We start from the raw sequence: 26,825 nt of genomic DNA on the forward strand, positions 1-26,825 counted from the left end.
GCCCCGGCCCGTAGTCCCTCGAAGGAGGCACCGCATGCTGCACGACAGGCACCTGTTCGGTCCTGGACCGTCCAACCCCTATCCGGAGGCGACGGCGGCGCTGAGCCTGCCGCTCCTCGGCCACCTCGACCCCGTCTTCCTGGCCATGATGGACGAGACCTGCGAGATGCTGCGCGAGGTGTGGGGAACGACCAACCAGCGCACCCTTCCCCTGAGCGGCACCGGGTCTGCCGGCATGGAGGCGTCGTTCGTGAACACCGTGCACGAGGGCGACGTCGTCGTGGTCGCGGTGAACGGGCTCTTCGGGCAGCGGATGTGCGAGGTCGCCGAGCGCTGCGGTGCCCAGGTGGTGCCCGTCGAGCACGAGTGGGGCCAGCCCATCGACGTCCAGCGCGTCCTCGACGCGCACCCGGGACCGACGATCGTCGCCGCGGTGCACGCGGAGACGTCGACCGGAGTGCGTTCGGACATCGCGGCCCTGGGCGCCGCACTGGCGGCCGAGCGCCCTGACACCCTCCTGCTCGTCGACGCTGTCACCTCCCTCGGCGGGATCGAGCTGCGGACCGACGACTGGGGCGTCGACATCGCGTACGCCGGCACCCAGAAGTGTCTCGGGGTGGCCCCCGGTCTCGCCCCGTTCACCATCAGCGAGCGGGCCTTCGAGCGCCGGGTCGAGCGCCCCCGGTCCTGGTACCTGGACCTCGGGCTGCTGGGCGGCTACGTCGGCGAGGCGAGCGGGGCGGTCGCCCGCACGTACCACCACACGGCGCCGGTGGCGATGATCGCGAGCCTGCACGCCGGCCTTCGACGGATCCTGGACGAGGAGCTGCCCCTCGTCTGGGCCCGGCACGCCGAGGCGGGAGCCCTGCTCCAGCAGGGCCTGCAGGAGATGGGGCTGGAGCTCTTCGCCGCGGAAGGGCACCGGCTTCCAGAGCTCACCACCGTCAGGGTGCCCGAGGGGGTGGACCCGGCCGGCGTGCGCCGCCGGCTCCTGGACCGCCACGGTCTCGAGATCGGTGGCGGAGCCGGTCAGTACGCCGACACGGTCTGGCGCATCGGCCTGATGGGTCACAACGCCCGCCCCGACGCCGCCCTGTTCGTCCTCGCGGCTCTGCGCGACGTGCTCGGCCGGTAGAGCCCGGCACCCCCGTGGCGTGGGCGCCCCACCCGTTGGGCACCTCACTCCTCCACCGCCCACGGGTCCCGGCGTCGGCCGGCCGTGGGGGAACACGTGGACCGGTGGGCGCCCGGCCTGCTTCTCCGCGAGGTGGGGTGGGCGCTCAGGGTCCCGGAGCCGGGGTTGGCGTTGCCGACGACCACGGCCCCCGGACCCGGGACCGTGTCGCCGGGCGTCGCCTCGGCCTCCTCGTGGTCAGGCCGGCAGCCCGACGAGGTCGCCCAGGTGGTGCCGGTGCTGGCCGGGTGAGCCGAGGCCGATCTGGTCGGCCTTGGCGCGCTTGAGGTAGAGGTGGGTGGGGTGCTCCCACGTCATCCCGGTGCCGCCGTGGAGCTGGACCGCCTCCTCGGCGGCCTGGACTGCGAGGTCCCCGCAGCAGGCCTGGGCGAGCGCCGCGGCCACGGCCGCGTCCTCGTCGGCCGTCGCGACCGTGACGGCGGCGTAGCGGGCCGCGGCGGCGGCCGACTCGACCGCGACGTAGAGGTCCGCCATCCGGTGCTTCAGGGCCTGGAAGCTGCCGAGCTGACGCCCGAACTGACGCCGTTCCTTGAGGTGGTGGAGGGTCGACTCCAGGCACCACCGGGCGATTGCGACCTGCTCCGAGGCGAGAAGGGCGGCCCCGGTCACCAGGCCGCTCCGCACCGGAGCCTCGGCCTTCGCCAGGACCCGCTCGGCGGCGGCCCCGGAGAACGTCACGTCTGCCAGCTGCCGGGTCATGTCGAAGGAGGTCACCGGCTCGACGACCGCCTCCGCCGACGCGACGGCCCACAGCTCCAGGGAACCCTCAGCCGATGCCACCGGCACCAGCAGCAGGTCGGCCTCGAGAGCGCCCGCCACGTTCCGTACCGTTCCCCGGACCCGGTCGCCCTCGACCGCGAGAGCCGGGATCTCCGCGTCGGGTGCGAGCGACCAGGGCACGACGAGCGCGGCGGTGCGCTCACCGGCGGCGAGCGGGAGCAGCAGGTCCGAGCCGCTGTGCAGCAGCACGGTGGTCGCGATGACGGCACTGGTGAGGAAGGGTGCCGGCGCCACAGCGCGTCCCAGCTCCTCGAGCACCACCGCCGCCTCGCGGGCGGACGCACCGAGGCCGCCCTGGGCCTCGGGCACGAGCAGGCCGGCCAGGCCGAGCTCGGTGACCAGCGTCTTCCACAAGGCCTCGGCGGCGGAGCGGTCGCCCTCGTACATCGCCATCACCGCGTCCACAGGACAGCGGTCGCGCAGCACCGCGCGGACGGTGGCGCGCAGGTCTTCCTCCAGCTCGGAGTGGAGCAGGTCCACCTCGGTCATCGTGGGATCTCCTTCCAGGGGACGTCCTTGTCGTTGCGCTGCTCGCCGGGAAGTCCCAGGACGCGCTCGGCCACGATGTTGCGCAGGATCTCGGAGGTGCCCCCCTCGATCGAGTTGCCCTTGGCCCGCAGGTACCGGTAGCCGACGTCGCGGCCGGTGAAGTCGACGCGCTCGGGGCGGACCATCGTCCAGTCGGAGTAGCGGAGACCGTCACCACCGAGCATCTCCATCTCCAGCCCGGCGAGCTGCTGGCTGACCCGGGCGAAGACGAGCTTCATCCCGGCGCCCTCCGGCCCGTCCTGACCCACGGCCTGACGTTGCCGCAGCCGAAGTCCAGCCAGGCGCGCCACCTCGGCCTCGACCCACAACCGCAGCAGACGGTCGCGCAGCTCCGCCGTGCGGACCTCGGGCCGGGTCCGCCAGGTCTCGGCGACGACGCCGATCATGCCGCCCTCCCGGGGCGTGGCCTTGCCGCCGATCGCGACGCGCTCGGTGTTGAGCGTGGCGTTGGCCAGCGCCCATCCCTGGCCCACCTCGCCCAGCCGCATGTGGTCGGGGATGCGGACGTCGGTGAGGAAGACCTCGTTGAACTCGGCCTCACCGGTGATCTGCCTCAGCGGTCGCACCTCGACGCCGGGGTCCGACATGTCACAGAGGAAGTACGTGACGCCACGGTGCTTGAAGGCGTCGGGATCGGTGCGTGCGAGCAGGATGGCGAACCGGGCCTTGTGCGCCCCCGACGTCCACACCTTCTGGCCGTTGACGACCCACTCGTCACCGTCGCGGACGGCCCGGGTGGCCAGCGCGGCAAGATCCGAGCCGGCACCCGGCTCGCTGAACAGCTGACACCACTTCTCCTCCCCCGTCCAGAGTGGCCGCAGGAATCGCCGCTTCTGCTCCTCCGTCCCGTACTGCGCGATGATGGGGGCCGCCATGCCCAGCCCGATGCCGTTGGACCGGGGGTCGTTGTCGGGCGCGCCCGCCTCGGCGAACAGCCTGTCCACCTCGGGCTGCAGCGCCCGGCTCGCGTCGAGCCCACCGCAGCCGACAGGGAAGTGCACCGTGGCCAGGCCGGCGTCGAACCGCGCCCGCAGGAAGTCCACGCGATCCATGGCGGACGGGTCGTTCGCCGCCAGGAAGTCGGCGACGAGTCGTCGCAGCTCCTCGGGGCTCATGGCACCAGCACGCTGACGATCTCGGCCACGCAGGCGGGCTTGTCGCCCCCCTCGCGCTCGATGACCACCTTGGTGGTCACCTGGTACCCGTTGCTCGCGGCGGCGACCTCCAGCACCTCCGCGCCGGCCCGGAGCCGCGAGCCGACGGGCACGGGAGAGGGAAAGCGGACTTTGTTGGTGCCGTAGTTGACCCCCATCCGGACGTTCTCAACGCGATAGATCTCCCGAGCGAACATCGGGATCAGGCTGAGGGTGAGGTAGCCGTGGGCGATGGTCGTGCCGAACGGTCCTTCGGCGGCCCGCACCGGGTCGACGTGGATCCACTGGTCGTCCCCGGTGCTCTCCCCGAAGGAGTCGACCTGCTCCTGGGTGATCGTGTGCCACTCCGAGAGGCCGAGCGGTTCCCCGGTCGCCTCCCGGAGCTCGTCGATGCTCGAGAAGACCCTCATGCCTTCGGCCCTCCTGCCACGTAGATCACCTGTCCCGACACGAAGCCGGCGCCGTCGCTGACGAGGTAGGAGACGGCGTGCGCGATGTCCTCCGGGGTGCCCACCCTGGCGACGGGGATCCGCTCGGCGGCCGAGGCCTTGAAGTCCTCGAAGGACATCCCCATCCGGACGGCGGTCGACTCCGTCATCTCGGTGGCGATGAATCCCGGGGCGATGGCGTTGGCAGTCACCCCGAACTTGCCGAGCTCGAGCGCCAGGGTCTTGGTGAAGCCCTGCAGCCCCGCCTTGGCGGCCGAGTAGTTGGCCTGGCCGCGGTTGCCCAGGGCGGAGGCGCTGGACAGGTTGACGATCCGGCCCCAGCCGGCCTCGGTCATGTGCTTCTGGGTGGCCCTGGCCATCAGGAACGAGCCGCGCAGGTGCACGTTCATCACCGCGTCCCAGTCCGCGACGGACATCTTGAACAGCAGGTTGTCCCGCACGATGCCGGCGTTGTTGACCAGGACCGTCGGCGGAGCCAGCTCGGCGGCGACCCGGGCGACCGCCGTCTCCACGGCCGCCTCGTCCGCGACGTCCACGCCCAGGGCGATCGCGCGGCCTCCGGACGCGTTGATCTCGGCCGTGACCTTCTCGCAGGCCGCCTCGTCCAGGTCCAGCACGGCAACGGCCATGCCGTCGGACGCGAGGCGCCGCGCGACCTCCGCGCCGATGCCGCGAGCGGCGCCGGTGACGATCGCGGCGCGTGTGGACTCAGTGGGGGTGTTCACAAGTGGACTCCTGTCAGTGGTGTGGGTAGCCGGGAGTTCCGGCTCCTTGGTGGTGGGAGGGCGCGCTCATCCGCTTCCGGCGAGAGTGAGGCCGCCGTCCACGACGAGCAGCTGCCCGGTCGTCCAGGCCGCGTCCTCGGAGAGCAGGAACGCGACCACGCCGGCGATGTCCTCAGGCAGTCCCAGGCGCTTCAGCGGGTACCTCGCCGCCACCGCCTCCTCGTCGCCCTCGTAGAGCGAGGTCGCGAAGCGGGTCTTCACCACGGCGGGGGCGACGGCGTTGACCCGCACGCCGGGCCCCAGCTCGACCGCCAGCTCCGCCGTCATGTGGCCGAGCATGGCCTTGCTCGCGCCGTACATCCCGATGCCCGGGGCCGGTCGGGTCCCGGCGACGGACGAGACGTTGACGACGGCTCCCCCGTGCTCGCCCATCCACGCCCGGTGCACGTGCTGGGTCCACGACAGGGCTGCGAAGCAGTTCACCTCGACGATCTTGCGGGCGGCGGCGAGGTCCACCTCGATCATGGGTCCGTGGATGGGATTGATGCCCGCGTTGTTGACCAGGAAGTCGATGCTGCCGAACGTGTCGATGGCCCTCTCGACCACCTCGCTCTGGTGCCCGGGGTCGTCGGCCTTGCCCGCTACGGCCAGCGCGTGCGCCGGACCTCCGAGGACCTCGACCGCCTCGTCGAGCGCTTCCTGCTTCCGCGCGGTGATCACCACCTTGGCGCCGTCGGCGACCAGTCGCTGGGCGATGCCCAGGCCGATCCCCCGGCTGGCGCCGGTCACGATCGCGGTACGACCTTCGAACCTCTTGGACATGCGACTCCTACTCGTTCGGGGCGCCGTCGGCGCGCGGGGACCCGAAAACCGGGCCCGACGCGGTCGAGCTGGGCACGTTGCCGGCGTCCTGCGTGTGATGCGGGGTGTAGCTCGTTTCCGCTGTGGACGAGCGTCAGAGGAGCTCGAGGATGGTGGCGTTCGCCATGCCGCCGCCCTCGCACATGGTCTGCAGGCCGTAGCGGATCCCGTTGTCACGCATGTGGTGGACCAACCGGGTCATCAAGATCGCCCCGGACCCACCCAGCGGGTGACCCACCGCGATCGCCCCACCCAGCGGGTTGAGCCGCTCCTGCTCGGCCCCGGTCTCCACCAACCACGACAACGGCACCGGCGCGAACGCCTCGTTGACCTCGAACGCCCCGATCTCCTCGATCGAGAGCCCCGACCTCTTCAACGCCAGCTCCGTGGCCCGGATCGGACCGGTCAACATGATCACCGGGTCATCACCGGCCACCACCGAGGTGTGGATCCGCGCGATCGGCGTCAACCCGTGGGCCCGCGCGACCTCCGAGGAGGTCACCAGCACCGCCCCGGCACCGTCGGAGATCTGCGAGGCGTTGCCCGCCGAGATCACCCCGTCGGCCTTGAACGGCGTGGCCAGCGACGCCAGCTTCTCCACCGTGCCACCACGACGGATCCCCTCATCGGCCACCAGCCCACCGGTCGGCACCAGCTGCGAGGCGAACGCCCCCGCATCGGTGGCCGCCGCCGCCAGCTCGTGCGAACGCAGCGAGTACTCATCCAGGAACGTGCGCGAGAAACCCCACCGCTCCGCGATCATCTCCGCCCCCACACCCTGGTTGAAACCCTGGATGCCGTAGTGCTCGAGGACCGAGTCCGGTACCACCTGCGCACCTTCTGCCGCGCTGCCGAGCGGCACCCGGCTCATCGACTCCACACCACCGGCGACCGCGAAGTCGTAATGACCAGCGATCACCCCCGCCGCAGCGAAGCTCACCGCCTGCTGGCTCGACCCGCACGCCCGGTTCACCGACGTCCCCGGCACACTCTCCGGCCATCCCGCCGCCATCACCGCGTTCCGCCCGATGTTGCTCGCCTGCTCCGAGACCTGAGAGACACACCCCCAGACCACGTCATCGACCATCCCCGCATCCAGCCCGGTGCGCTCCACCAAAGCCTTCAGCACCACCGCCGACAGATCAGCAGGATGAAACCCCGCCAACGCCCCGTTGCGCTTGCCGATCGGTGTCCGAACAGCATCGACGATGACCGCGTCCCTCATGTGTGACTCCCGCACGTGTGTGTGATGTTATTTGTCGGCTGACCAACTATTTCTCCATCGAACCACAGGTGCCTCACGGGCACAAGGGGTGTCAGCCGACGAGTCAGCCAGCCCGTCCGTGAGCCCGACTCGAAGTCTGGGGACGACCGCGGGACGAGCCCCTGCCGGATCCGGTCCGCAGCCCGAGCGGCGCCCCGATCGCCTCGACATACCCCAGTCGGCGGTGCATGGACGCCGAGTGGCGCCCGAACCCGATGCCCGGCAGGACCGCCGCGCCATGGATCAGGGTCGTCGCGTGGTCGCCCAGCAGGTCAGCGACGAACAGAGGGCTCTCGCACTGCCCCCTGAAGATCCGCAGGAGCGCCTCGAGGTCCTCCGACCGCAGGTGGGGAAGCTCCCCGAGCATGATGGCGACGGGCCCGTCGGGGTTCAGGTCCAGGGCCCGCCGGCGACCCAGGGCTGCGGCCGGATTGGCACCGGCACGCCGCGACTCGACCAGCACCTCCACCCCGATGCTTCGCGCGTCGCGGGCAGCTGCGACATCGCTCGTCACGAGAACGACGCGCCCCACGCAGGACGCTTGACGTGCCACGCTGGCCACGTGCAGACCGAGCCACCCACCGGAGTCGTGCGCCGCGCCACACTGTGCACGCCCATGAAACGGCGTCCACGCCGGTTCGATCCCGACGACGACCACCGAGAGTCGCCCGTCAGGGCTGCTGCTGCCCTGGCGGCTCGCCGAGGTGCGGAACGGCCCACTCGCGGTCGCGGTCACGACGGCCCCCTGTCTGCTCATAGGCGGACGGACAGACTAGTTGGTTAACTAACAACTGTCTATTGCGTTTCCGTCGATCCCCGGGATACGGTGGATGGGTTGCTAGTCGACAATCTATGAATTGAGGCTCCGGTGAACCGACCCTTGGTGGACCCGCGTCCGTCGATCCCTTCCGCCCACCGCACGGACGAGCGCGTCGCGATCCAGGAGATGGCGCGGGACTTCGCCATGCGCGAGGTGCTGCCGGTGGCCAACGAGCTCGACCCCGAGAAGGGACTCATCCCCGACTCCCTCCGGCGCAAGATGGCCGACCTGGGCTTCTTCGGCATCACGATCCCCGAGGAGCACGGCGGTCTGGGGCTCGGCGTCTTCGAGTACGCGTTGATCACCGAGGAGCTGGCCCGTGCCTGGATGAGCGTCGCCAGCATCATCGTGCGCTCAGGCGTCGCCCGGACCCTCGACCCCACGCAGCGCGCGGAGATCCTGCCCAAGGCGGCCCGCGGCGAGTGGCTGGGCGCCTTCGCCATGAGCGAGCCCGGCGCGGGATCCGACATCGCCTCGATCCGCACCCGCGCCGACAAGGTGGACGGCGGCTGGGTGATCAACGGCCAGAAGATGTGGTGCACCTTCGCCGACCAGGCCGACGGCATCATCATCGTCGCGCGCACCACGCCGTACGACCCGCAGAAACGGCACGAAGGCATTCGCCGGTTCATCGCGTACAAGAACCCCGGGGAGTTCCCCGAAGGGTGCACCGGCACGCCCGTGCGCAAGATCGGCTACCACGGCTGGAACACCTTCGAACTGTCCTTCGACAACTGCTTCATCCCCGACGACGGCCTGCTCGGCTACGAGACCAGCGGCGTCCCGGACGGCGGCTTCAAGCGCGTCGCCGAAGGCATGCTGACGCCACGCATCCACACCGCGGCGCGCTCCATCGGCCTGGCCCGCGGTGCTCTCGAGGACACGATCAAGTACGTGCAGGAGCGCGAGCAGTTCGGTCACGCCATCGGCGACTTCCAGAACACCCGCTTCAAGATCGCCACCATGGCGTCCGAGATCGAGCTGTGCAGGGCGCTGATGTACGAGGTCGCTGCCGACGTCGATGCCGGCGAGGCATCCGACATGCGTGCTGCGATGGTCAAGTACATGGCTGCGGAGATGTCGGAACGCGTCACGTCCGAGGCCCTTCAGCTCCACGGGGGTGCCGGCTACACCACGGACTTCCCGATCGAGCGGTACTGGCGCGACGCCCGCCTGACCAAGATCTTCGAGGGCACCTCCGAGATCATGCAGCGCCTCATCTCCGACCGTCTGCTGCCCCCCACGCCGTTCCGCTGAACAAAGTGCTCCGAATCGGTAGCCTTAATGCTTGTCATCTATCTAGGATCGGGCAATGACGACGAAGCAGACGCTCAACGGCCACCAGGTCCGGTCGGAGAAGTCCACTCGCCTCCTCCTCAAGGCCGCCGGCGACCTCGTGGCGGAGGGCGGTTACCAGTCCATGACGCTCGCCACGGTCGGCGAGAGGGCCGGCTACAGCCGCTCCCTGGCCACGGCGCGTTTCGGCTCGAAGGCGAAGCTTCTGGAGGCCCTGGTCGACGAGATCGTCATCCGGTGGGACGTCGAGACGGTCGAGCCCGAGCAGCGGGGGCGCACCGGTCTAGACACTCTGCGCGTGCTGCTCACCGAGATCAAGAAGTCCTACCTGAAGCACCCCCGTTCGCTCAGCGTGCTCTACGCGCTGATCTTCGAGGCGACCGGTCCTGTCCCGGAGCTGCACGATCGGTTCGTCGCGTTCCACCGGAACCAGCGCGCCCGGATCGCGACCTACATCAGGAACGGCCTCGAGGATGGGTCGATCGTGCCCGGCATCGACCCGGAGCACCAGGCAGCGGTCATCGTCGCTCAGCTCCGCGGCGTGGGCTACCTGTGGAAGCTGGACCCCGACAGCATCGACGCCGGTCCTGTGCTCACCGCCTTCATCGACCAGGTCTGCTCCCACCTCGCCGGCACCGAGGCACCGGCCGACTAAGCCGGTCCCGCCAACCCTCGGGCCGCACCGCCCGAGACATCGAACCACGCCACCTCCGCGGTTCGCGGAGGTCCTTGGCGCGCCCAGATTGGAGAACGACATGTCAGGACCTCTCACGGGTCTCCGGGTGGTCGAGCTGGCCAGCATCGGACCCGGTCCACACGCTGCCATGATCCTGGCCGACCTGGGCGCGGACGTCGTGCGGGTCGAGCGTCCGGGCCCCCTGGGGCTGGGCCCCCAGGGACGCAACGAGCAGCTGCGCGGCCGCCGCATCGTGACCGCCGACCTCAAGTCGGCCACGGACCGTGAGCGCGTGCTGAACCTCGTGGCCGGCGCCGACGTGCTGATCGAGGGCTATCGCCCGGGGGTGGCCGAACGTCTCGGGCTGGGGCCCGAGGACTGCCTGGCGGTGAACCCCGGGCTGGTGTACGGACGCATGACCGGGTGGGGACAGGACGGCCCCCTGGCGCAGCGCGCCGGCCACGACATCAACTACCTGGCGGTCTCCGGCATCCTGAACGCCGTCGGCCGTTCCGGCGAGCGCCCCGTCGTCCCCCTGAACCTCATCGGCGACTTCGGTGGCGGCTCCATGCTCCTCCTCACCGGGCTGATGGCCGCGCTCTGGGAGCGCCAGCGCACCGGCGTCGGCCAGGTGGTCGACGCCGCCATGGTCGAAGGAGCGAGCCTGCTCGCGCACATGCACTGGTCCATGTACGGCGGCGGCGCCTGGAGCGCGCAGCGCGGCGACAACCTCTTCGACGGCGGCGCCCCGTTCTACGACACGTACGAGTGCGCCGACGGCGGCTACATGGCAGTCGGTGCGGTCGAGCCGCAGTTCTACCAGCTGCTGCTGGAACACCTGGGAGTGGACGGCGAGGACCTGCCCGCACAGCGTGACAAGTCCGGCTGGCCCACGCTCCGCGCGCGGTTCACCGAGGTGTTCCTCAGCCGGCCCCGTCGGCACTGGGAGGAGGTCTTCGCCGACGTGGACGCGTGCGTGACCCCGGTGCTCTCCTTCGACGAGGCCAGCCGACACGAGCACCTCGTCGAGCGCCAGGTGGTCGCCGAGATGAACGGCATCGTGCAGCCGTCCCCAGCCCCCCGGTTCTCCCGCACGGTGGTGGGACCGCCCACCCCTCCCCCGACCACTGCGGTCGACGTGGAGCTGGTCATCGCGGAGTGGGAACGCCCCGCCTGAACCAGGTGCCGTCGCGTCGATGACCGAGGACCGCGAACAACACCGCGAGCAGCACCACCGCGAGTCCCATGCCGCCGAGGGTCCAGCGCAGCGCAGACCAAGCAGATCCACCTGGCGTGAGCCCAGCTCCGGAGTTCCCTAGAAGGGTGTGGCAATGACGATGGAGATCTCCCTGGAAGGCAAGTCCGTCATCGTGGCCGGAGCGGGAGGCGGGATAGGCGCCGCCACCGCAAGGCGCCTCGCCGAAGCAGGAGCCGCCGTCGTGGTCGTCGACCGCTCGCCCGAGCGGGCGGAAGGCGTGGTCGCCGACATTCTTGCTTCGGGGGGCAGGTGCACCGCTGTGATCGAGGACCTGGCCGCTCCGGACGCGGCCCGCCGGATCGTCGCGGCCACGACCGACCTCTACTCGGGAGTCGACGTCCTGGTGAACGTGGCCGGCGGGTCGCGGGCCTTCGTGCCCTTCCGGAGGCTCCACGAGGTCACGGATGCCGAATGGTCGCGGGTGCAGACGATGAACCTGGACTACGTGTTCCGGCTGACGCGAGAAGTCCTCAAGGTGATGCTCGAATCGGGCGGAGGCAACGTCATCAACTTCGGCTCGATCGCCGGAGCCTTCAGCTCGCCCAGCGCTGTGGCATACGGCGCCGCCAAGGCAGCGGTGTCCTCACTCACCCGGAGCCTGGCTCACGACTACGGGCCCGACAACATCCGCGTCAACTGCGTGGCACCCGGCTGGACCCTGACGCCCAACACGACGACGGCCTCCAGCGACTGGTCCATGGACGCGAGCAGCAACATCCCGCTGCGCCGGATGGCCTCCCCCGAGGAGATCGCGGACGTCGTCCTCTTCCTCGCCAGCCCTCTGGCCCGCTACGTCACCGGCCAGACGTTGTTCGTGGACGGCGGGCTGTACCCCGGAGCCACCGCCTCCCTCCCCCAGGTGTCCGAGGAAGGGAGGTGATGGCCGGACCGCCTGTTCGCCAGGTGCCTGCTAGAGCTTCAGAGCGCGTGCGAGCGACCGGAGCTGCTCCACGGTGGCAGGCAGCGTCTGGTAGGGGTTCTCGGGGGTCGGAGCCTTCTCGGTCACCAGCTGGATGGCCACATGGTCTGCGCCCGCGTCGTGGTGCGCGCGGACTCCCGCCGCGATCCGGGAGTCGTCGCCGTGCGACACGAGGTCGTCGATGAGCCGGTCGCTGCCGCCGTCCGACACGTCCTGCTCGGTGTAGCCCAGGGCGAGCAGGTTCTTCACGTAGTTGCGTCGCTCGAGGTAGGGGTCCCTGACGATGGCCCGGGCCATCTCCCGCGCCACCGCGGAGTCGGCGTCCACCACGACCTTGTGCTCCGGCGCGAGCAGCGGTCCCGACCCCAGGGCCTCGCGTGCGGTGGCCGTGTGCGCCGGCGTCGTCAGGTAGGGGTGCGCACCGCGCGCCCGGGTGGCGGACAGCTCGAGCATCCGCGGGCCCAACGCCGCGAGCACCCGGCGGTCGGAGGGGACGTCGTGCTTGTCCAGGCGGTCGAGGTACTCGCTCACCGCGCTGTAGGGCTTGGCGTACGCCGCCTGCGACTCGCGGTGTCCGGCACCCACTCCGAGGAGGAACCGCCCGGGGAACCGCTCGTCGAGCCGGTGGAAGGCGCGAGCGATGACGTCGGCGTCGGTCGTCCAGACGTTGACGATGCCGGTCGCCACCACCACCTGCTCCGTGGCCTCGAGCAGCGACTCCGCGACCGTCAGCTCGCTGTCGCGGGACCCGCCGATCCACAAGGTGCCGAAGCCCAGGGACTCAGCCTCCCCGGCGAGCTCGGGACTCCAGTTCCACTCCACCTGCCACACACCGAACCGGCCTGTGTCCGTCATGATCGTGCTCCCTCTTCTCGGTTGGTTCCCACAGTCGTCGTGGATGGCGTCAAGTCGCCGGTCATGAGCGACCAGAGACCGTCCGGCCCCGCCGCCGCTGCCATGCGCCCGACCTCGACAGCCGTCCTGCCCGTGCTGCCGAACTCGTCGCGCCAGCTCCACAGTCGGGTGGTGCTCAGGCGCAGGTCGTGCTCCTCGGTGAACCCGATGGCGCCGTGCACCTGGTGGGCGAGACGGGCCACCTCACCGGCGGCCTGACCGGCCGCGGTCTTGGCGGCCGGGACGGCCAGCGCGGACGCCGACCCGTCCTCGAGAGCCTGGGCTGCGGCCTCGGCCGCCACCTTGATCAGGAGCACCTCCCCCGCCATCGCCGCGATGTGCTGCTGGACGGCCTGGAACTTGTTCAACGGACGGCCGAACTGCTGGCGCTCGGATGCGTAGGTGACGGAGAGCTCCAGCGCCCGTCGGGCGGCACCGGACATCAGCGCGAGCCGGCCCAGGATCCCGCGCTGGGTGAGGGAGACCGGCGAGACGAGGGAGCCTGGTTCCAGTGCGTGGACCTGCTCCGGGGACAAGGCCACGTCCCGGCCGGTCAGGGTGTCCCGCGGCTCGCCGGCCAGGTTCTCGCCGTGGCGGACCTCGAGCTGGTCACGGCGCACCGTCACGACCTTGTCGCCGACCAGGGCGACCAGGTGGTCGACGTGGCGACCCCAGGGGACGCGAGGGAACTCGCCGTCCAGGACCCACCCGTCCGCCACCTGCGTCAGCGTCACGTCATGACCGCCGGCGGCAGCGGCCAGCGGCCCGTCCGGGACCGGCGCGCCGCTCTCGGCCAGCAGCCAGCCGGCCTGGAGGGCGGTCTCCGCGAAGGGCACCGTGGCACCGTGCTCGCCGAGCACCTGCAGCACCGCGACGGCGGTCCCGAGGTCGCCGCCGGATCCACCGCGTTCCTCGGGGACCGAGAGCAGGACGATGCCAATCTGCTCGAGCGCCCTCCAGAGGTCCGTGTTGAGTGCCACCGGCTCGGATGGCAGAGGCGTGGAGGGATGCCGGCGACAGGCCTCTTCGACCGCTTCGACCAGCGCCTCGGTGATGTCGCTCATGCTGCTCCTACCGCCTTGGCCACGATCCCGCGAAGGATCTCGTTGGTGCCGCCACGCAGGGTGAGGCCCGGGCTGTGGAGCACAGCCTCGGCCAGCATCCTGGGCAGCCGTCGGGGCGAATCCAAGTCGGGCTCGAGATCGGTCAAGGCCCTCACGACGTCGACCAGGGAGCCCTCGAGCCGCGTGCCGAGCTCCTTCACGATCGCGGCGGCCGTGGCGGGGTCCTCGCCCTGCTCGAGCCGTCCCGCGACCGAGAGCGACATCTGTCGCAGCGTCCACACCCGCGAGACCAGCTCACCCAGCCGCCCGCTCTCCGGCTGCCGGCCGTCCTCGGCGAGCGTTCGCAGTGCCTCGAGGAGCAACGGGAACGTGGACAGGATTCGTTCCGGGCCGCTGCGCTCGAGGCCCAGCTCGCTGGTGACCTGCTTCCACCCCGCACCGACCTCGCCGAGGACCCGGTGGTCGGGGACGAAGGTGTCCTGGAACACGACCTCGTTGAAGTGGTGCTCGCCGGTGAGCAGCCTGATCGGCCGGATCTGGATGCTCTCGTCGGGCAGCTCCACGATCACCTGCGACAGGCCGACGTGCTTCTTCTCCCCGAGCGGCTCCGTTCGGACCAGGGCGATCATGGCGTGGGCGTGGTGGGCTCCACTGGTCCAGATCTTCGTGCCGTTGAGCCGCCAGCCGCCCTCCACGCGCGTGGCCCGGGTGCGCACGGACGCGAGGTCGGAACCCGTGTCCGGCTCGCTCATCCCGATGGCGAAGTAGCACTCCCCGCGAGCGATGGCCGGGAGGAACGTCTTGCGCTGCTCCTCGGTGCCGAAACGCATCAGTGCCTGTCCGGACTGCCGGTCGGCGATCCAGTGAGCCGCGACGGGCGCTCCTGCGACCAGCAGTTCCTCCGTGACGACGAAACGCGCCAGCGCGCCCTCCGCCGAGCCGCCGTACTCGTGGGGGAACGCCATGCCGATCCAGCCCTGCCGCGCGAGACGCCGGCTGAACGCCGGGTCCCACCCGGTGAGCCACTGGTCCGCGCTCGGCGTGATCAGGCCCTGCTCGATCTCCTCGGTGAGGAAGGCCCGCACCCGGTGGCGCAGGTCGACCAGGCGCTCCGGCAAGGACACCGGCGCCAGGTTCAGGAAGTCCATCGTCTCGCCTCTCTCGGCATGGGGGTCATCGCACGGCCCAGCGGCCGCTGTACTGCGGGGCGTCCGTCTTCTCGAGGAAGGCACGGAACGCCGCCGGGGCGTCCTCCGTCGCGAAGTTCACCGCCTGCGCAGCGGCTTCGTTGCGGATAGCAGCCGGAAGGTCGGAGCCGACGCCGGCGTTGAGCAGCCCCTTGGTCTGCTCCAGGGCGATGGGAGGCATCGCCGCCAGTCGTCCGGCGAGCTCCGCGACGAAGGCGTCGAGCTCGTCCGCGGGCTTGACCCACGTCACCATCCCCAGCCGCAGCGCCTCTTCGGCGCCGACGACCTCGGCGAGCAGGGCGAGGCGCTTGGCCTGCTGGAGCCCCACGATGCGCGGCAGCAGCCACGAACCGCCGAAGTCGATGGAAAGGCCGCGCCTGGTGAAGATCTCCGAGAACCGGGCGCGGTCGGAGGCGACGACCAGGTCGCAGGCCAGGGCCATGTTGCAGCCGGCACCGGCGGCGACCCCGTCCACCTTGGCGATCACCGGCACGGGGAGCTCGTAGAGCGCCAGCGCCACGTCACCGATCCGCCGCAGTCGGGGGATCGGGTGTTCGTCGTGCTTGCTCTTCGCCACGTCGGCACCCGCGCAGAAGTCGCCGCCCGCACCCTGGAGCACGACGGCCCGGGTCTGCGCGTCGTCCCGGATGTCGGAGAGCACGGTGGCCAGCGTCCGCCACATGGCGCTGTCGACGGCGTTCTTGCGCTCCGGCCGGTTGAGGGTGATCGTCGTGACGCCCTCGGCGGACGTGACCTGCACGGGTGCCTGCGAGTCCATCTCGTTCTCCTATCGTCCTTCGAAGGTGGGGACACGGCGCTCGGCGAAAGCGGCACGCGCCTCCCTGGAGTCGCGGGTTCCGTGCACCACCGCAAGGTGCGACGAGATGAGGTCGAGCGCCGTGCGCAGGTCGTTGTGGACCGACTGCTGAGCGGCACGCTTGATCATGGCGACGTTGACCGGGGGCTGCTGGGCGAGTCGCTGCGCGAACGCCTGGTACGCCTCGGCGAACTCTGCGTCCGGGATCACCTTGGTGGCGAGCCCGATCCGCAGCGCCTCGTCCGCGTCCACGAAGTCCCCGGTCCACAGCAGCTCCAGGGCCTTGCCCATCCCGACCAGGCGAGGGAGGTAGTAGCACCCCCCGTCCCCCGGCACCAGGCCCACCCGGATGTATCCCTCGGACATGCGCGCGGACTTCGCGAGCACGCGGATGTCGCACATCAGCGCCATGTCCATCCCGGCACCGACTGCGACGCCGTTCACCGCCGCGATCACCGGCTTGGAGAGCTCGTCGACGGCGCGCGCCACCTCGTGCACTCCCTCGGTGAGCATCGACTTGAGCGCCAGCGGCTCGTCCCCGACGGCCTCGAGGACGGACAGGTCGATGCCCGAGCAGAATGCGTCTCCGGCCCCGGTGACCACCACGACCCGCACCGCGGGATCGGTCCGGGCGGCGCGCAGTGCGGCGGCCCAGTCCTGGACCATCTCCAGGGTGAAGGCGTTCTTGGCGTGGGGACGGTTCAGCAGGATGGTGCCGACGCCGTCCTTGACGTTGTACTCGAGATCAGGCATCTGCCGGCCTCAGCGGGGGGCCATGCGGAGGGCGCCGTCGAGGCGGATGGTCTCGCCGTTGAGGTAGGCGTTCTCGAGGATGTGGAGCGCGAGGTGCCCGAACTCGTCGGGAGTCCCCAGCCGCTGCGGGTTCGGCACGCTGGCAGCCAGGCCCTCGCGGACGTCCTCACGGAGACGGCCGAGGAGCGGCGTGTCCATGATTCCCGGCGCGATCGTGCACACCCGGATGCCCTTGCTCGCCAGGTCCCGCGCTGCGGTCAGGGTCATCCCCACGATGCCGGCCTTGGAGGCGGTGTAGGGGATCTGACCGATCTGTCCTTCGTAGGCCGCCACGGAGGCCGTCATCACCACGGCACCTCGCTCGCCGTCGACCGCCTCGTGCCTGGCCATCCGCGCCGCGCCGAGCCGCAGCGCGTTGAAGCTTCCGACGAGGTTGAGCCGGATCACGAACTCGAAGTCCTCCAGGGACCCGGGACTGCCCTCCTTGTCGAGCAGCCGCAACCGGCGTCCGGCGCCGGCACAGTGGACCAGGCCGCGCAGCGGGCCCCTGGCCTCAGCGGCGTCGAGGGCAGCGGCGAAGGCCGTCTCGTCGACGACGTCTCCGGGCGTGAAGACGGCGTTGTCACCGAGCTCCTTCGCCGCGACCTCGCCGTCGGAGCCGGGGAGGTCGATCAGTGCGACCTGCGCACCGGCCTCGACCAGACGTCGAGCCGTGGCCAGTCCGAGGCCTGACGCACCGCCGGTCACCGCGATGACTGATCCGTTCACCTGCATTGCTGTTTCTCCTGATCTGTGAGCCCGGCGCCGAGGGCCGGGAGACCGACCCTCCCGCGAGGGTCGGAGTGCGGACGAGTCGAGCGGGGGTGGTCAGAGGAGCTCGAGGATGGTGGCGTTCGCCAGTCCCCCGGCCTCGCACATGGTCTGCAGGCCGTAGCGGATCCCGTTGTCACGCATGTGGTGGACCAACCGGGTCATCAAGATCGCCCCGGACCCACCCAGCGGGTGACCCACCGCGATCGCCCCACCCAGCGGGTTGAGCCGCTCCTGCTCGGCCCCGGTCTCCACCAACCACGACAACGGCACCGGCGCGAACGCCTCGTTGACCTCGAACGCCCCGATCTCCTCGATCGAGAGCCCCGACCTCTTCAACGCCAGCTCCGTGGCCCGGATCGGACCGGTCAACATGATCACCGGGTCATCACCGGCCACCACCGAGGTGTGGATCCGCGCGATCGGCGTCAACCCGTGGGCCCGCGCGACCTCCGAGGACGTCACCAGCACCGCCCCGGCCCCGTCGGAGATCTGCGAGGCGTTACCCGCCGAGATCACCCCGTCGGCCTTGAACGGCGTGGCCAGCGACGCCAGCTTCTCCACCGTGCCACCACGACGGATCCCCTCATCGGCCACCAGCCCACCGGTCGGCACCAGCTGCGAGGCGAACGCCCCCGCATCGGTGGCCGCCGCCGCCAGCTCGTGCGAACGCAGCGAGTACTCATCCAGGAACGTGCGCGAGAAACCCCACCGCTCCGCGATCATCTCCGCCCCCACACCCTGGTTGAAACCCTGGACGCCGTAGGCCTCCAGCACGTGGTCAGGGACGGGCTGGCCGCCCTGAGCGGCGCTGCCCATGGGCACCCGGCTCATCGACTCCACACCACCGGCGACCGCGAAGTCGTAATGACCAGCGATCACCCCCGCCGCAGCGAAGCTCACCGCCTGCTGGCTCGACCCGCACGCCCGGTTCACCGACGTCCCCGGCACACTCTCCGGCCACCCCGCCGCCATCACCGCGTTCCGCCCGATGTTGCTCGCCTGCTCCGAGACCTGAGAGACACACCCCCAGACCACGTCATCGACCATCCCCGCATCCAGCCCGGTGCGCTCCACCAAAGCCTTCAGCACCACCGCCGACAGGTCAGCAGGATGAAACCCCGCCAACGCCCCGTTGCGCTTGCCGATCGGTGTCCGAACAGCATCGACGATGACCGCGTCCCTCATGTGCAACTCCCGCAAGAATCGATTGTTGTTGACCAACTACTAATTACTAGTCATGCAACCACACTTCTGCATGGTGCGCAAGGGTCACTGCTTGGCGGTCTCGCCCCCGTCGATCACGTAGACGGCTCCGGAGACGAACTTCGAGACCGGCGAGGACAGGTAGCAGACCAGCCCACCGATCTCGTCGGGCTCGGCCATGCGCCTGGCGGGGATCTTGCGGACCCGCTTGGCGAGGACGTCGGGGTTGCCGGTCACGTAGGCCTGCGCCTCGGTGGCGAAGGCACCCGGCGCGATGGCATTCACCTGGATGTCGTGGCGGGCCCATTCGGCCGCCAGCGCCTTCGTCATCTGGATCGCGGCACCCTTGGAGGCCGAGTAGGCCGCGAGGGTCGCCTTGCCGAGGATGCCCGAGGTCGAGACGACGTTGATGATCCGACCCCCCTCCCCCGCCTTGACGAAGTGCCGGCCCGCCGCCTGGGAGAGCACGGCGATCGAGGCCACGTTGACCTCCATGACCTCGTCGAAGAGAGCCATGTCCATCTCGAGGAAGTCCGCGGCGGGCGCGATGCCCGCGTTGTTCACCACGACGTCGAGACGTCCGAGTCGCTCGACCGCGACGTCGGCCAGGGCCGCGACCTGCGCACGGTCGCGCATGTCGCACACGTGGGCATGGATGGTCCCGGGGAACTCCTCCGTGGCGAGCTCCTCGAGGCTGGCCTCCGTCCGGGCGACCGCCAGGACGTTCGCGCCTTCCGCGGCCAGGGCCCGTGCGGCGGCCCGTCCCAGTCCCTTGCTCGCGCCGGTCACGATGACTCCGCGCCCGTTCAGCTGCATGTCCATGCTGTCTACCTCGCCAAGATCAGCGGCGCCGAGCGACGCCGGATGTGCGTCCGGTCGGTCGACCGGACGGGGGGTGGGCTACCGCCCGGAAAGTGCCAGGGCCGTTCAGGCGCCGGTCCAGACGGGGGCGCGCTTCTCGGTGAAGGCCAGCGCCCCTTCCTTCGCGTCCGAGGACTCCCGCACGGGAGTGGTCAGCTCGCTCTGGCGCTCGAACGCCTCGTGGGCCGGCCACGAGGGGCTGTCCTGGAGGATCTGCTTGGTGGCCGCGACGGCCAGGGGGCCACATGCGGCCACCTCCGCCGCGAGCTCCAGGGCGGCCGGGATCGCGCCACCTGGCTCGACCACCTTGTTGATGAGGCCCAACCGGTGCGCCTCCGACGCGGAGATCTGCTTGCCGGTCAGCGCCAGCTCCATGGCCAGGTGGTAGGGCAGTCGCCCGGGCAGCCGCAGCAGCCCGCCGCCGTTGGCGACGAGGCCACGCTTGACCTCGGGAAGAGCGAAGAAGGTGTTCTCGGAGGCGACGATCATGTCGCAGGCGAGCACGAGCTCGAAGCCGCCCGCCACGGCCGGACCGTCCACGGCGGCGATGATCGGCTTGCGCGGCGGACCCTGCACCAAGCCGGCGAAGCCACGCCCGGGGGTGATCGGACGCTCGCCGCGCAGGAACGCCTTGAGGTCCATGCCCGCGCAGAACGTCGGTCCGTTCGCAGCAAGCACCCCGACCATCAGGTCCCGACGGTCGTCCAGCTCGGTGACCGCCTGGTCCACCGCCGTGGCCATCTCGAGGTTGACGGCGTTGCGTGCGCCGGGCCGGTTGAGGGTGATCGTGCGGACACCGTTCTCGTCCGTGACGAGCACCGGCTGCTCGTCGTTCTGGGGCAGTGCTTCAGAGGTTGTCATCGATGTGCTCCGTACGGTGGTGGTCAAGGGTGCGGTCGCGGCTCAGGCGGTCGCGGCGGCGTCGATCCCGAGGAGCCGGGCGAGGTTCCCGCCGAGGATCGCGCTCTCCTCCTCGGCGCTCAGCCCGAGAGCTCGGATCGCGGCGATCTCGGTCGCCGGGTCGGTCATCGGCCAGTCGGAGCCGAACACGACGCGGTCGGCACCGTGGCGGCGGATGATGTCGACGACCCGGTCGGGCGCCAAGGTGCCCATGCTCGGCGGCCACGACGTCTCCAGGTGCACGTCGGCCCCGACGGACCACTGCTCTGCCTCGTCCAGCACCTGGTAGCCCCCGTAGTGCGCCGCGATCAGCCGCAGCCCCGGGATCGTGGCCATCATCGCGTGGAGGTGCTTGGGCGCACCCCGCTCGTTCTGCTCCGCGTCGCCGCCCGAGCCGACGTGGGCCAGGACCGGGATGTCGTTCTCAGCCAGCGCGCCGAGGATCTCGCGGGTGCGCTCGTCGGCGAAGGCGACGGCCTGGAAGAGGGGGTGCAGCTTGACCCCGACGACCCCGTTGTCGCGGAGCGCCGCCAGGTTCTCCTCCACCGACAGGTCCGGGTGGACGGTGCCGAAGGGGATGAACCTCGTGCGGTCGACCTTCCCGATGAACTCGTTCGTACGCCCCACGGTGCGTCCCACGTTGGCCACGGCGAGCGTCAGCGCCATGTCGATGCCCGCGTTGTCGAGGGTGCGTCGCAGCCCGTCGAGCGTCCCGTCGTGGACCGGGTCGAGCCCGACCGGCCGGTCGCCCAGGACCTTGCGGGCGATCTCGTCCGGCCAGACGTGGCAGTGCGCGTCGATGATCATCCGCGGTGCCCCCTGACCAGCTGCTTGGAGAGTGCGTCGAGCAGGACCTCGGTCGCGCCCTCGTAGACGCGCATGGGTCGGGCGGCGCGGTAGAGGCGCTCGATGCGCGACCCGCGCACCAGGCCGAAGCGGCCCATGACCTGGACGCTGCGGTCGACCACCCGTCCGGCGACCTCCGTCGCCCCGATCTTCGCCATCGAGGACAGGTGCAGGCTCCCCATCGGGTCCGCGGCGGCCGCCTGGGCCACCTGGTAGGTGAAGCTCCGCGCCATCTCGATCTCGGTCCACGACATCGCCAGCATCTGGGGCACGGGCCCCAGTCGCGCCAGCGGGGTGCCGAACTGCTCGCGCCCCGTGGTGTGCGTCAGCGCGTCGTCCAGGGCGGCCTGTGCGGTTCCCACTGCGGCGCCGGCGACGGAGACGCGGAACGTCGCGAGGGTGGCCAGCACCAGCCGGAAGCCCTTCCCCGGCTCGCCGATCCGGTGCGAGGCCGGGACCCGGACCTCGTCGAACCGGATGTCGCCCAGCACGTGGGGAGCCATGATCTGGTAAGGACGACTCGTCGTGACTCCCGGCGTGTCGGCGGGCACCAGGACGAGCGAGTAGCCCTCGTCGTCACCGGTCCGCTCCTTGCCGAGCACACAGTAGAAGCTGGCGTCGCCGCCGTTGGTGATGAAGCTCTTCGTGCCGCTCACGACGAGCTCGTCGCCCTCGGCACGGATCGTGGTGCTGAGCGCCTTGAGGTCCGAGCCCACGTCCGGCTCGGTCAGCGCGAGAGCGGCGATCGCCTCCATGGCCGCCACCTTGGGCAGCCAGCGCTGCTTCAGCTCCTCGGAGCCTCCCACGGAGATCCCGTAGCTGCCGATCCCCTGCATCGCGAAGAGCGAGTCGAGGTGGCTGGAGGAGGCGGCAAGCTGCTCGCGCACGACCGTGACCGCCAGCGAGTCGGGGGCGGGGAAGCGGCCGCCGTACTCGGCCGGCACCTGGACGGCGGCCAGGCCGCTGGCTCTGAGGAGCTCCAGCACCTCCGCGTCGACCGAGTCGGACTCGTCGGCCCGCTCCGCGTGCCCCAGGCACTGCTCGGCCAGCGCACGGGCTCGGTCACGCAGCTCCTGGTGCTCAGCGCCCAGGACCGGGAACGCGGCCATCAGAGCCTCACCGCCACGAACTTGGTCTGTGTGTAGTGCTGCAGAGCCTCCACGCCCTTCTCCCTGCCGTATCCGCTGTTCTTGATGCCCCCGAAGGGGCCTTCCACCAGCCCGGTGAGCCAGTCGTTGACGAACACCTGGCCCGCCTCGAGCCGCGACGCCACCCGGTGCGCACGCGCCACGTCGCGCGTCCACACCCCGGCGGCCAAGCCGAAGTCCGAGTCGTTCGCGATTGCGACGGCGTCGTCCTCGGTGCCGAACCTCAGCACGGCGAGGACCGGACCGAAGATCTCCTCCCGCGCGATCGTCATCGTGTTGTCGACATCGGTGTAGACGGTCGGCTCGACGAGCCAGCCGTCCCCGGCCGCGGCGCCACCGGCCGCCAGGGTGGCGCCGTCGGCGCGCGCGACGTCGAAGTAGGAGCAGACCTTGTTGAACTGGTCCTCCGTGGTCATCTGGCCGTACGACTCGCCCGGGCGGATCTTGGCCACCTCCTGGAGCAGCAGACCGACGAACTCGTCGTGGATCTCCTCGGCCACGAGCAGCCTGGTCCCGGCGCTGCATACCTGGCCGGCGTTGGCGGTGAAGGCACGCACCGCGCCCGCGGCTGCGGCCGGGAGGTCGGCGTCCGCGAAGACGATGTTGGCCGACTTGCCGCCCAGCTCGAGGGTCAGCGGAAGGATGCGGTCCGCAGCCACCCGGCCGATCTCACGACCTGCTCGCACGGAACCGGTGAAGGCGACCTTGCGGATCTCCTGGTGCTCCACCAGGGGCTGGCCGACGGCCAGCCCGGTACCGGTGACGACGTTGAACACGCCTGCGGGGAGTCCGGCCTGGGAGGCGATGCGGGCGAGCTCGAGCGTCGTGGTCGAGGTGAACTCGGAGGGCTTGACCACCGCCACGTTGCCCGTCAGCAGGGCGGGCGCGACAGCCCGTGCGGCCTGCGCGAGCGGCGCGTTCCAAGGCGTGATGATGCCGATGACCCCGTACGGCTCGCGGGTCGCGTAGCCGTGCATGCCTGGTCCCAGGTCGATGACGTCACCGGAGGGGAGGTTCGACAGTCCGGCGTAGAAGTCGAAGTAGGCCGCGGAGCCCTCGACCTCGCGCAGAGCCTGGGCCAGGGGCTTCCCGGCCTCCGCCGCCTCCAGCTCTCCCAGCAGCTGGGCCTCAGCGCGCATGCCGTCCGCGATGGCCGTGAGGAGGCGCCCGCGGGCACCGGGCTTGACGGCGCGCCAGGCCTGGAACGCCGACGCGGCAGAAGCCACGGCCCTGCTGACGTCGTCCGGCGTCCCGTCCGCCACCTCCGCGATCAGCTCACCGCTCCCGGGTGAGGTGGAGGCGAGATGGCGACCGTCGACCGGCGCGACCTCCTCGCCGCCGATCCAGTGGCCGTATGTCTTCATGGAGCTACCTCTCACGCGGCGGACACTTCTGTGTGTATGACTCAAGGATGCGGAATAATCTTTTTTTGTCAACCAACAAAGATCCTCTTCCAATCGCCCGTGAGATCGGGTAGGACTATCGCAGCGGGGCTCGATGGGTGCTTGATCCTCGGACCGGCCGTAGTGGTGCTGCGGCCCGGAGCGAGTCGGAGAAGCGTGACCCACCCCTGCCCGCACACGAGAGAGGCGACTCATGGACTTTGACGACACACCCGACCAGGCAGCGCTGCGTGCCGAGGTGCGGGAGTTCCTGCGCCGCCACGCGGACGAGATCGCGCACGGCGACGGCGCCTACCTCGAGGAGCCCGGGACCGACCGCGTCGAGGAGCTGCGACGCACCCAGGCGATCCTCTTCGACGCGGGTCTGATCGGACTCACGTGGCCGCAGGCCTACGGCGGTCGGGGCGGGACCAACGCCCAGCAGGCCGTGGTGAACGAGGAGCTGCACCGAGCGCGGGTCGCCGGACCGATCGGGCACGTCGGGCTCGGCATGTGCGGGCCCACCGTCCTGCGCCACGGCAGCGAGGACCAGAAGCAGCGCTACATCCGCCGGTTGCTGCGCGCCGACGACATCTGGTGCCAGCTGTTCAGCGAGCCCGGTGGCGGCAGCGACCTGGCGGCCCTGCGTACCAAGGCAGTGCGCCAGGACGACGGCTGGCACGTGACGGGGCAGAAGGTGTGGACCACCCTGGCCCAGCACAGCAGGTACGGCATCCTGCTGGCACGCACCGACCCCTCCGCCGCGAAGCACCGTGGACTGACGATGTTCGTCCTCGACATGCACTCCCCCGGCGTGACGGTCCGCCCGCTGCGACAGATGAACGGTCACGCGAGCTTCAACGAGGTCTTCCTCGACGACGTGGTGATCGACGACTCGGAGCGCCTGGGCGCCGTCGACGACGGGTGGCGTGTCGCCCTCACGACCCTGATGAACGAACGGATGGCCGTGGGAGGTGGCGGCGGCGAGATCGGCATCCGCAGTGACGCACTGGTCGCGCACGCCGCCCGTCGGTTGCCCGAGCTGGACGCGGACCGCCGTGCCGTGGCCACGCAGGCCCTGGGCCGGGTGCTCGTGGAGTCCCTGGCGGCGCGGTACTCCGGCTACCGCCTCCAGACGACGCTGGAGAAGGGCGGTCAGCCGGGCCCCGAGGCGAGCGCCGGCAAGCTGACGGCGGTGCGGGTCGCACACGCCACCGCGGATCTCGGCCAGCGGCTGCTCGGCGAGGACGCCGTCACCGCCCGCTCCCGGGAGGGTGACTGGCGCTGGGCCACGTCGCAGGCATCCACGCCAGGCATCGCCCTGGCCGGCGGGACCGACGAGATCCTGCGCAACATCATCGGCGAGCGCGTCCTGGGACTCCCCTCTGATCGCCTGCCCGCCCCCACGAGCACCAACCCCGAAAGCAGGTAGACCGTGAACTTCGACATCGATGAGGAGCAGCGGTACTTCGCCGAGCACGCGGGCACCTTCTTCTCGGAGCAGGCGGGCCCCGAGCACGCCCGGACACTGCTCGACGAGCCCGGTGAGCCGACGCCCGGTCGCAAGATGCTCGCCGAGCTCGGATTCTCCTCGCTCACCATCCCCGAAGAGGCAGGCGGCGTCGGCGCCGAGCTGCTCAACATGGCCCTCGTGGCCGAGCAGGCGGGCCGGCACCTGGCAGGTCCCTCGCTCGCGACCGCCGCGCGGGTGGCGGTCCTGCTGCAGGACGACGTCGCCAGGCTGCGTGAGGTGTGTGACGGGACGATGACGCTGTCGGTCGTCGACGGACCCCCCGCAGACTCCCACCCGTCCCTCGACGCCCTCAGCGCCACGCACTTCCTCGCGCTGGACGGCGACGACCTGGTCCTCGGCGAAGGGCGGGTCACTCCCTGCGAGCCGATTGACGCGACCCGGGGGCTCGGCTACGTCGAGCTGACCTCGTCCACCGTCCTGATGGCCGACGCCCGCGAGCGGTGGGAGCGTGCCAGGCAGGTCGCGTGCGTGGTGCTGGCCGCCGAGGGTCTCGGCGCGGCCGGACGGGTGGTCGAGCTCGGCATCGAGCACGCGAAGAACCGGGAGACCTTCGGACGCCAGATCGGCGCCTATCAGGCGGTCAAGCACCGGCTGGTCGACGACTGGGTCGCGGTGAACGAGCTTCGTTCGCTGGTCTGGTGGGCCGCGTGGTCGGCAGACCACGCCCCGGAGCAGCTCCCCATGGCGGCGTCGGCGGCGAAGGCGTACTGCGCCAGGACCTTCGAGACGGCCTGCGAGTCGCTCATCCACGTGCTCGGCGCGATCGGGTTCACCTGGGAGCACGATGCCCACCTCTACTGGCGGCGCGCCAAGGTCGACCGGCTCCTCCTGGGCGACGAGAGCGAACACTTCGCGACGGTGGCCCAGCTGAGCCTTGAAGCCTCCGTCGAAGCCTCCGACGCACAACCGACCTTCGCGTAGGGCACGAGCCCGACACGCTCCGAGTACGGGACATCACCAACAGGGAGAGAATGTGAACACCACCATCATCACCGGTGTCGACGGCAGCGACACAGCCCTCGAGGCCGCGCGTCAAGCCGCACGTCTTGCGACCGCTCTACAGGCACGCCTCCACGTGCTGGCCGCCTACGGCAACGTGGAGAGCCGTCGCGTCCAGGCCGAGGCGGAGACCTTCGTGCTCAACCCGAAGGCCGACGCCCTTCAGTCCGCCGAGCAAGCGGCGGAGCAGCTCCGCGCCGAGTTCCCGGGTCTGGCCGTGGAGGCGTCTGCCGCCGAGGGAAAGCCGGCAGACGCGCTCGTCCACGCGGCGGAGCAGCTCGACGCGAACCTGATCGTCGTCGGAAACAAGAGGGTCCAGGGGCTGGCCCGCATCCTTGGCAGCATCGCGACGGACGTGGCTCACAAGTCTCCCTGCGACGTCTACATCGCCCACACCCACCAGCACTGACACTCGTCACCGGCCGCGGGCTCGGAGACAAGCCGCAGTCGTTGATCCTTGACCATCGCTCCGTCCACG

Annotated in this window: 27 protein-coding genes; 8 read left to right on the forward strand and 19 right to left on the reverse strand. The window is 70.5% G+C overall.

All coding sequences use genetic code 11. The annotated features are described in order from the left end of the window. Nucleotides 1–34 precede the first annotated feature (34 nt). Nucleotides 35–1,135, forward strand: coding sequence for a pyridoxal-phosphate-dependent aminotransferase family protein (locus tag AC4BGE_RS14210; protein ID WP_490575701.1), 1,101 nt, complete (start codon nt 35–37; stop codon nt 1,133–1,135). A 237-nt stretch (nt 1,136–1,372) separates the two neighbouring features. Here AC4BGE_RS14210 and AC4BGE_RS14215 read toward each other — a convergent pair whose 3' ends face one another. From AC4BGE_RS14215 to AC4BGE_RS14245, 7 genes are all read right to left on the reverse strand, one after another. After that, nucleotides 1,373–2,464: an acyl-CoA dehydrogenase family protein gene (locus tag AC4BGE_RS14215; protein WP_490575702.1), complete on the reverse strand. Its 1,092-nt coding sequence runs from the start codon at nt 2,462–2,464 to the stop codon at nt 1,373–1,375. Continuing rightward, nucleotides 2,461–3,639, reverse strand: a complete 1,179-nt coding sequence (locus AC4BGE_RS14220) for an acyl-CoA dehydrogenase family protein (RefSeq protein WP_490572142.1) — start codon at nt 3,637–3,639, stop codon at nt 2,461–2,463. The genes AC4BGE_RS14215 and AC4BGE_RS14220 overlap by 4 nt, the downstream gene beginning before the upstream one ends. Further along, nucleotides 3,636–4,088 (reverse strand): MaoC family dehydratase, encoded by a 453-nt coding sequence (locus tag AC4BGE_RS14225; RefSeq protein WP_489966395.1) that lies wholly within the window; start codon nt 4,086–4,088, stop codon nt 3,636–3,638. Before AC4BGE_RS14225 ends, AC4BGE_RS14220 begins: the two co-directional genes overlap by 4 nt. Further along, the gene (gene fabG / locus AC4BGE_RS14230) at nt 4,085–4,852 is read right to left on the reverse strand and encodes a 3-oxoacyl-ACP reductase FabG (RefSeq protein ID WP_489966396.1); all 768 of its coding nucleotides are present in this window, start codon (nt 4,850–4,852) and stop codon (nt 4,085–4,087) included. Before fabG ends, AC4BGE_RS14225 begins: the two co-directional genes overlap by 4 nt. Before the next feature lie 66 nt (nt 4,853–4,918). Continuing rightward, a complete protein-coding gene (locus tag AC4BGE_RS14235; RefSeq protein WP_490572141.1) occupies nt 4,919–5,674 on the reverse strand; it encodes an SDR family oxidoreductase in 756 nt (251 codons plus the stop codon). Nucleotides 5,675–5,807: 133 nt separating this feature from the next. Next, nucleotides 5,808–6,938, reverse strand: a complete 1,131-nt coding sequence (locus AC4BGE_RS14240) for a thiolase family protein (protein WP_489966398.1) — start codon at nt 6,936–6,938, stop codon at nt 5,808–5,810. Between the two features lie 103 nt (nt 6,939–7,041). Continuing rightward, nucleotides 7,042–7,713 carry a hypothetical protein gene (locus tag AC4BGE_RS14245; RefSeq protein ID WP_490575703.1) on the reverse strand — a complete coding sequence of 224 codons (672 nt, stop codon included), beginning with the start codon at nt 7,711–7,713 and terminating at the stop codon, nt 7,042–7,044. Between the two features lie 132 nt (nt 7,714–7,845). Between AC4BGE_RS14245 and AC4BGE_RS14250 the strand changes: the two genes are divergently transcribed. The 4 genes from AC4BGE_RS14250 to AC4BGE_RS14265 all read left to right on the forward strand — a co-directional run bounded on the left by AC4BGE_RS14250 (nt 7,846) and on the right by AC4BGE_RS14265 (nt 11,907). After that, a complete protein-coding gene (locus AC4BGE_RS14250; protein WP_490572138.1) occupies nt 7,846–9,054 on the forward strand; it encodes an acyl-CoA dehydrogenase family protein in 1,209 nt (402 codons plus the stop codon). 55 nt (nt 9,055–9,109) lie between these two features. After that, nucleotides 9,110–9,748 carry a TetR/AcrR family transcriptional regulator gene (locus tag AC4BGE_RS14255; protein WP_490575704.1) on the forward strand — a complete coding sequence of 213 codons (639 nt, stop codon included), beginning with the start codon at nt 9,110–9,112 and terminating at the stop codon, nt 9,746–9,748. Nucleotides 9,749–9,848: 100 nt separating this feature from the next. Next, nucleotides 9,849–10,946, forward strand: a complete 1,098-nt coding sequence (locus tag AC4BGE_RS14260; RefSeq protein WP_490572136.1) for a CaiB/BaiF CoA transferase family protein — start codon at nt 9,849–9,851, stop codon at nt 10,944–10,946. A gap of 154 nt (nt 10,947–11,100) precedes the next feature. Beyond that, nucleotides 11,101–11,907 carry an SDR family NAD(P)-dependent oxidoreductase gene (locus AC4BGE_RS14265; protein ID WP_490575705.1) on the forward strand — a complete coding sequence of 269 codons (807 nt, stop codon included), beginning with the start codon at nt 11,101–11,103 and terminating at the stop codon, nt 11,905–11,907. Nucleotides 11,908–11,937: 30 nt separating this feature from the next. Here AC4BGE_RS14265 and AC4BGE_RS14270 read toward each other — a convergent pair whose 3' ends face one another. From AC4BGE_RS14270 to AC4BGE_RS14325, 12 genes are all read right to left on the reverse strand, one after another. Further along, the gene (locus AC4BGE_RS14270; RefSeq protein ID WP_490572128.1) at nt 11,938–12,801 is read right to left on the reverse strand and encodes an LLM class F420-dependent oxidoreductase; all 864 of its coding nucleotides are present in this window, start codon (nt 12,799–12,801) and stop codon (nt 11,938–11,940) included. Continuing rightward, nucleotides 12,798–13,904 carry an acyl-CoA dehydrogenase family protein gene (locus AC4BGE_RS14275; RefSeq protein ID WP_490575706.1) on the reverse strand — a complete coding sequence of 369 codons (1,107 nt, stop codon included), beginning with the start codon at nt 13,902–13,904 and terminating at the stop codon, nt 12,798–12,800. The genes AC4BGE_RS14270 and AC4BGE_RS14275 overlap by 4 nt, the downstream gene beginning before the upstream one ends. After that, nucleotides 13,901–15,052, reverse strand: a complete 1,152-nt coding sequence (locus AC4BGE_RS14280) for an acyl-CoA dehydrogenase family protein (RefSeq protein WP_489966412.1) — start codon at nt 15,050–15,052, stop codon at nt 13,901–13,903. Before AC4BGE_RS14280 ends, AC4BGE_RS14275 begins: the two co-directional genes overlap by 4 nt. 25 nt (nt 15,053–15,077) lie before the next feature. Continuing rightward, a complete protein-coding gene (locus AC4BGE_RS14285) occupies nt 15,078–15,869 on the reverse strand; it encodes an enoyl-CoA hydratase/isomerase family protein (protein ID WP_490572126.1) in 792 nt (263 codons plus the stop codon). Between the two features lie 9 nt (nt 15,870–15,878). Beyond that, complete coding sequence (locus AC4BGE_RS14290; RefSeq protein WP_490572125.1) at nt 15,879–16,661, reverse strand: enoyl-CoA hydratase/isomerase family protein; 783 nt, start codon at nt 16,659–16,661, stop codon at nt 15,879–15,881. A 9-nt stretch (nt 16,662–16,670) separates the two neighbouring features. Beyond that, entirely contained in the window at nt 16,671–17,435 is a 765-nt protein-coding gene (locus AC4BGE_RS14295) for an SDR family NAD(P)-dependent oxidoreductase (protein ID WP_489966415.1), read from the reverse strand. A 93-nt stretch (nt 17,436–17,528) separates the two neighbouring features. Further along, on the reverse strand, nt 17,529–18,659 hold the full coding sequence (locus AC4BGE_RS14300) for a thiolase family protein (RefSeq protein WP_489966416.1): 1,131 nt from the start codon (nt 18,657–18,659) through the stop codon (nt 17,529–17,531). A gap of 84 nt (nt 18,660–18,743) precedes the next feature. Continuing rightward, the gene (locus tag AC4BGE_RS14305; RefSeq protein ID WP_490572124.1) at nt 18,744–19,499 is read right to left on the reverse strand and encodes an SDR family NAD(P)-dependent oxidoreductase; all 756 of its coding nucleotides are present in this window, start codon (nt 19,497–19,499) and stop codon (nt 18,744–18,746) included. 105 nt (nt 19,500–19,604) lie between these two features. After that, on the reverse strand, nt 19,605–20,399 hold the full coding sequence (locus AC4BGE_RS14310; protein WP_490575707.1) for a crotonase/enoyl-CoA hydratase family protein: 795 nt from the start codon (nt 20,397–20,399) through the stop codon (nt 19,605–19,607). Nucleotides 20,400–20,441: 42 nt separating this feature from the next. Then, the gene (locus tag AC4BGE_RS14315) at nt 20,442–21,245 is read right to left on the reverse strand and encodes an amidohydrolase family protein (protein WP_490575708.1); all 804 of its coding nucleotides are present in this window, start codon (nt 21,243–21,245) and stop codon (nt 20,442–20,444) included. Then, complete coding sequence (locus tag AC4BGE_RS14320; RefSeq protein ID WP_490572121.1) at nt 21,242–22,393, reverse strand: acyl-CoA dehydrogenase family protein; 1,152 nt, start codon at nt 22,391–22,393, stop codon at nt 21,242–21,244. The genes AC4BGE_RS14315 and AC4BGE_RS14320 overlap by 4 nt, the downstream gene beginning before the upstream one ends. Further along, nucleotides 22,393–23,796 carry an aldehyde dehydrogenase family protein gene (locus AC4BGE_RS14325; protein WP_490572120.1) on the reverse strand — a complete coding sequence of 468 codons (1,404 nt, stop codon included), beginning with the start codon at nt 23,794–23,796 and terminating at the stop codon, nt 22,393–22,395. The genes AC4BGE_RS14320 and AC4BGE_RS14325 overlap by 1 nt, the downstream gene beginning before the upstream one ends. A gap of 232 nt (nt 23,797–24,028) precedes the next feature. Here AC4BGE_RS14325 and AC4BGE_RS14330 point away from each other — a divergent pair, with 232 nt between their 5' ends. Genes AC4BGE_RS14330 through AC4BGE_RS14340 form a run of 3 tightly spaced genes read left to right on the forward strand, consistent with a single transcriptional unit; the run spans nt 24,029 to nt 26,756 of the window. Further along, nucleotides 24,029–25,246, forward strand: coding sequence for an acyl-CoA dehydrogenase family protein (locus tag AC4BGE_RS14330; RefSeq protein WP_490575709.1), 1,218 nt, complete (start codon nt 24,029–24,031; stop codon nt 25,244–25,246). Nucleotides 25,247–25,249: 3 nt separating this feature from the next. Continuing rightward, entirely contained in the window at nt 25,250–26,269 is a 1,020-nt protein-coding gene (locus AC4BGE_RS14335; protein WP_490572118.1) for an acyl-CoA dehydrogenase family protein, read from the forward strand. Between the two features lie 52 nt (nt 26,270–26,321). Further along, complete coding sequence (locus tag AC4BGE_RS14340) at nt 26,322–26,756, forward strand: universal stress protein (RefSeq protein WP_490572117.1); 435 nt, start codon at nt 26,322–26,324, stop codon at nt 26,754–26,756. Nucleotides 26,757–26,825 lie beyond the last annotated feature (69 nt).

The organism is Nocardioides sp. Z50_6 (assembly GCF_058215755.1).

Bases quoted from the DNA above. Each gene is read 5' to 3' on its own strand.
- AC4BGE_RS14210 (WP_490575701.1), top strand. From the start codon at position 35: ATGCTGCACGACAGGCACCTGTTCGGTCCTGGACCGTCCAACCCCTAT.
- AC4BGE_RS14215 (WP_490575702.1), bottom strand. From the start codon at position 2,464: ATGACCGAGGTGGACCTGCTCCACTCCGAGCTGGAGGAAGACCTGCGC.
- AC4BGE_RS14220 (WP_490572142.1), bottom strand. From the start codon at position 3,639: ATGAGCCCCGAGGAGCTGCGACGACTCGTCGCCGACTTCCTGGCGGCG.
- AC4BGE_RS14225 (WP_489966395.1), bottom strand. From the start codon at position 4,088: ATGAGGGTCTTCTCGAGCATCGACGAGCTCCGGGAGGCGACCGGGGAA.
- AC4BGE_RS14235 (WP_490572141.1), bottom strand. From the start codon at position 5,674: ATGTCCAAGAGGTTCGAAGGTCGTACCGCGATCGTGACCGGCGCCAGC.
- AC4BGE_RS14240 (WP_489966398.1), bottom strand. From the start codon at position 6,938: ATGAGGGACGCGGTCATCGTCGATGCTGTTCGGACACCGATCGGCAAG.
- AC4BGE_RS14255 (WP_490575704.1), top strand. From the start codon at position 9,110: ATGACGACGAAGCAGACGCTCAACGGCCACCAGGTCCGGTCGGAGAAG.
- AC4BGE_RS14260 (WP_490572136.1), top strand. From the start codon at position 9,849: ATGTCAGGACCTCTCACGGGTCTCCGGGTGGTCGAGCTGGCCAGCATC.
- AC4BGE_RS14265 (WP_490575705.1), top strand. From the start codon at position 11,101: ATGACGATGGAGATCTCCCTGGAAGGCAAGTCCGTCATCGTGGCCGGA.
- AC4BGE_RS14270 (WP_490572128.1), bottom strand. From the start codon at position 12,801: ATGACGGACACAGGCCGGTTCGGTGTGTGGCAGGTGGAGTGGAACTGG.
- AC4BGE_RS14275 (WP_490575706.1), bottom strand. From the start codon at position 13,904: ATGAGCGACATCACCGAGGCGCTGGTCGAAGCGGTCGAAGAGGCCTGT.
- AC4BGE_RS14280 (WP_489966412.1), bottom strand. From the start codon at position 15,052: ATGGACTTCCTGAACCTGGCGCCGGTGTCCTTGCCGGAGCGCCTGGTC.
- AC4BGE_RS14285 (WP_490572126.1), bottom strand. From the start codon at position 15,869: ATGGACTCGCAGGCACCCGTGCAGGTCACGTCCGCCGAGGGCGTCACG.
- AC4BGE_RS14290 (WP_490572125.1), bottom strand. From the start codon at position 16,661: ATGCCTGATCTCGAGTACAACGTCAAGGACGGCGTCGGCACCATCCTG.
- AC4BGE_RS14295 (WP_489966415.1), bottom strand. From the start codon at position 17,435: ATGCAGGTGAACGGATCAGTCATCGCGGTGACCGGCGGTGCGTCAGGC.
- AC4BGE_RS14300 (WP_489966416.1), bottom strand. From the start codon at position 18,659: ATGAGGGACGCGGTCATCGTCGATGCTGTTCGGACACCGATCGGCAAG.
- AC4BGE_RS14305 (WP_490572124.1), bottom strand. From the start codon at position 19,499: ATGGACATGCAGCTGAACGGGCGCGGAGTCATCGTGACCGGCGCGAGC.
- AC4BGE_RS14310 (WP_490575707.1), bottom strand. From the start codon at position 20,399: ATGACAACCTCTGAAGCACTGCCCCAGAACGACGAGCAGCCGGTGCTC.
- AC4BGE_RS14315 (WP_490575708.1), bottom strand. From the start codon at position 21,245: ATGATCATCGACGCGCACTGCCACGTCTGGCCGGACGAGATCGCCCGC.
- AC4BGE_RS14320 (WP_490572121.1), bottom strand. From the start codon at position 22,393: ATGGCCGCGTTCCCGGTCCTGGGCGCTGAGCACCAGGAGCTGCGTGAC.
- AC4BGE_RS14325 (WP_490572120.1), bottom strand. From the start codon at position 23,796: ATGAAGACATACGGCCACTGGATCGGCGGCGAGGAGGTCGCGCCGGTC.
- AC4BGE_RS14330 (WP_490575709.1), top strand. From the start codon at position 24,029: ATGGACTTTGACGACACACCCGACCAGGCAGCGCTGCGTGCCGAGGTG.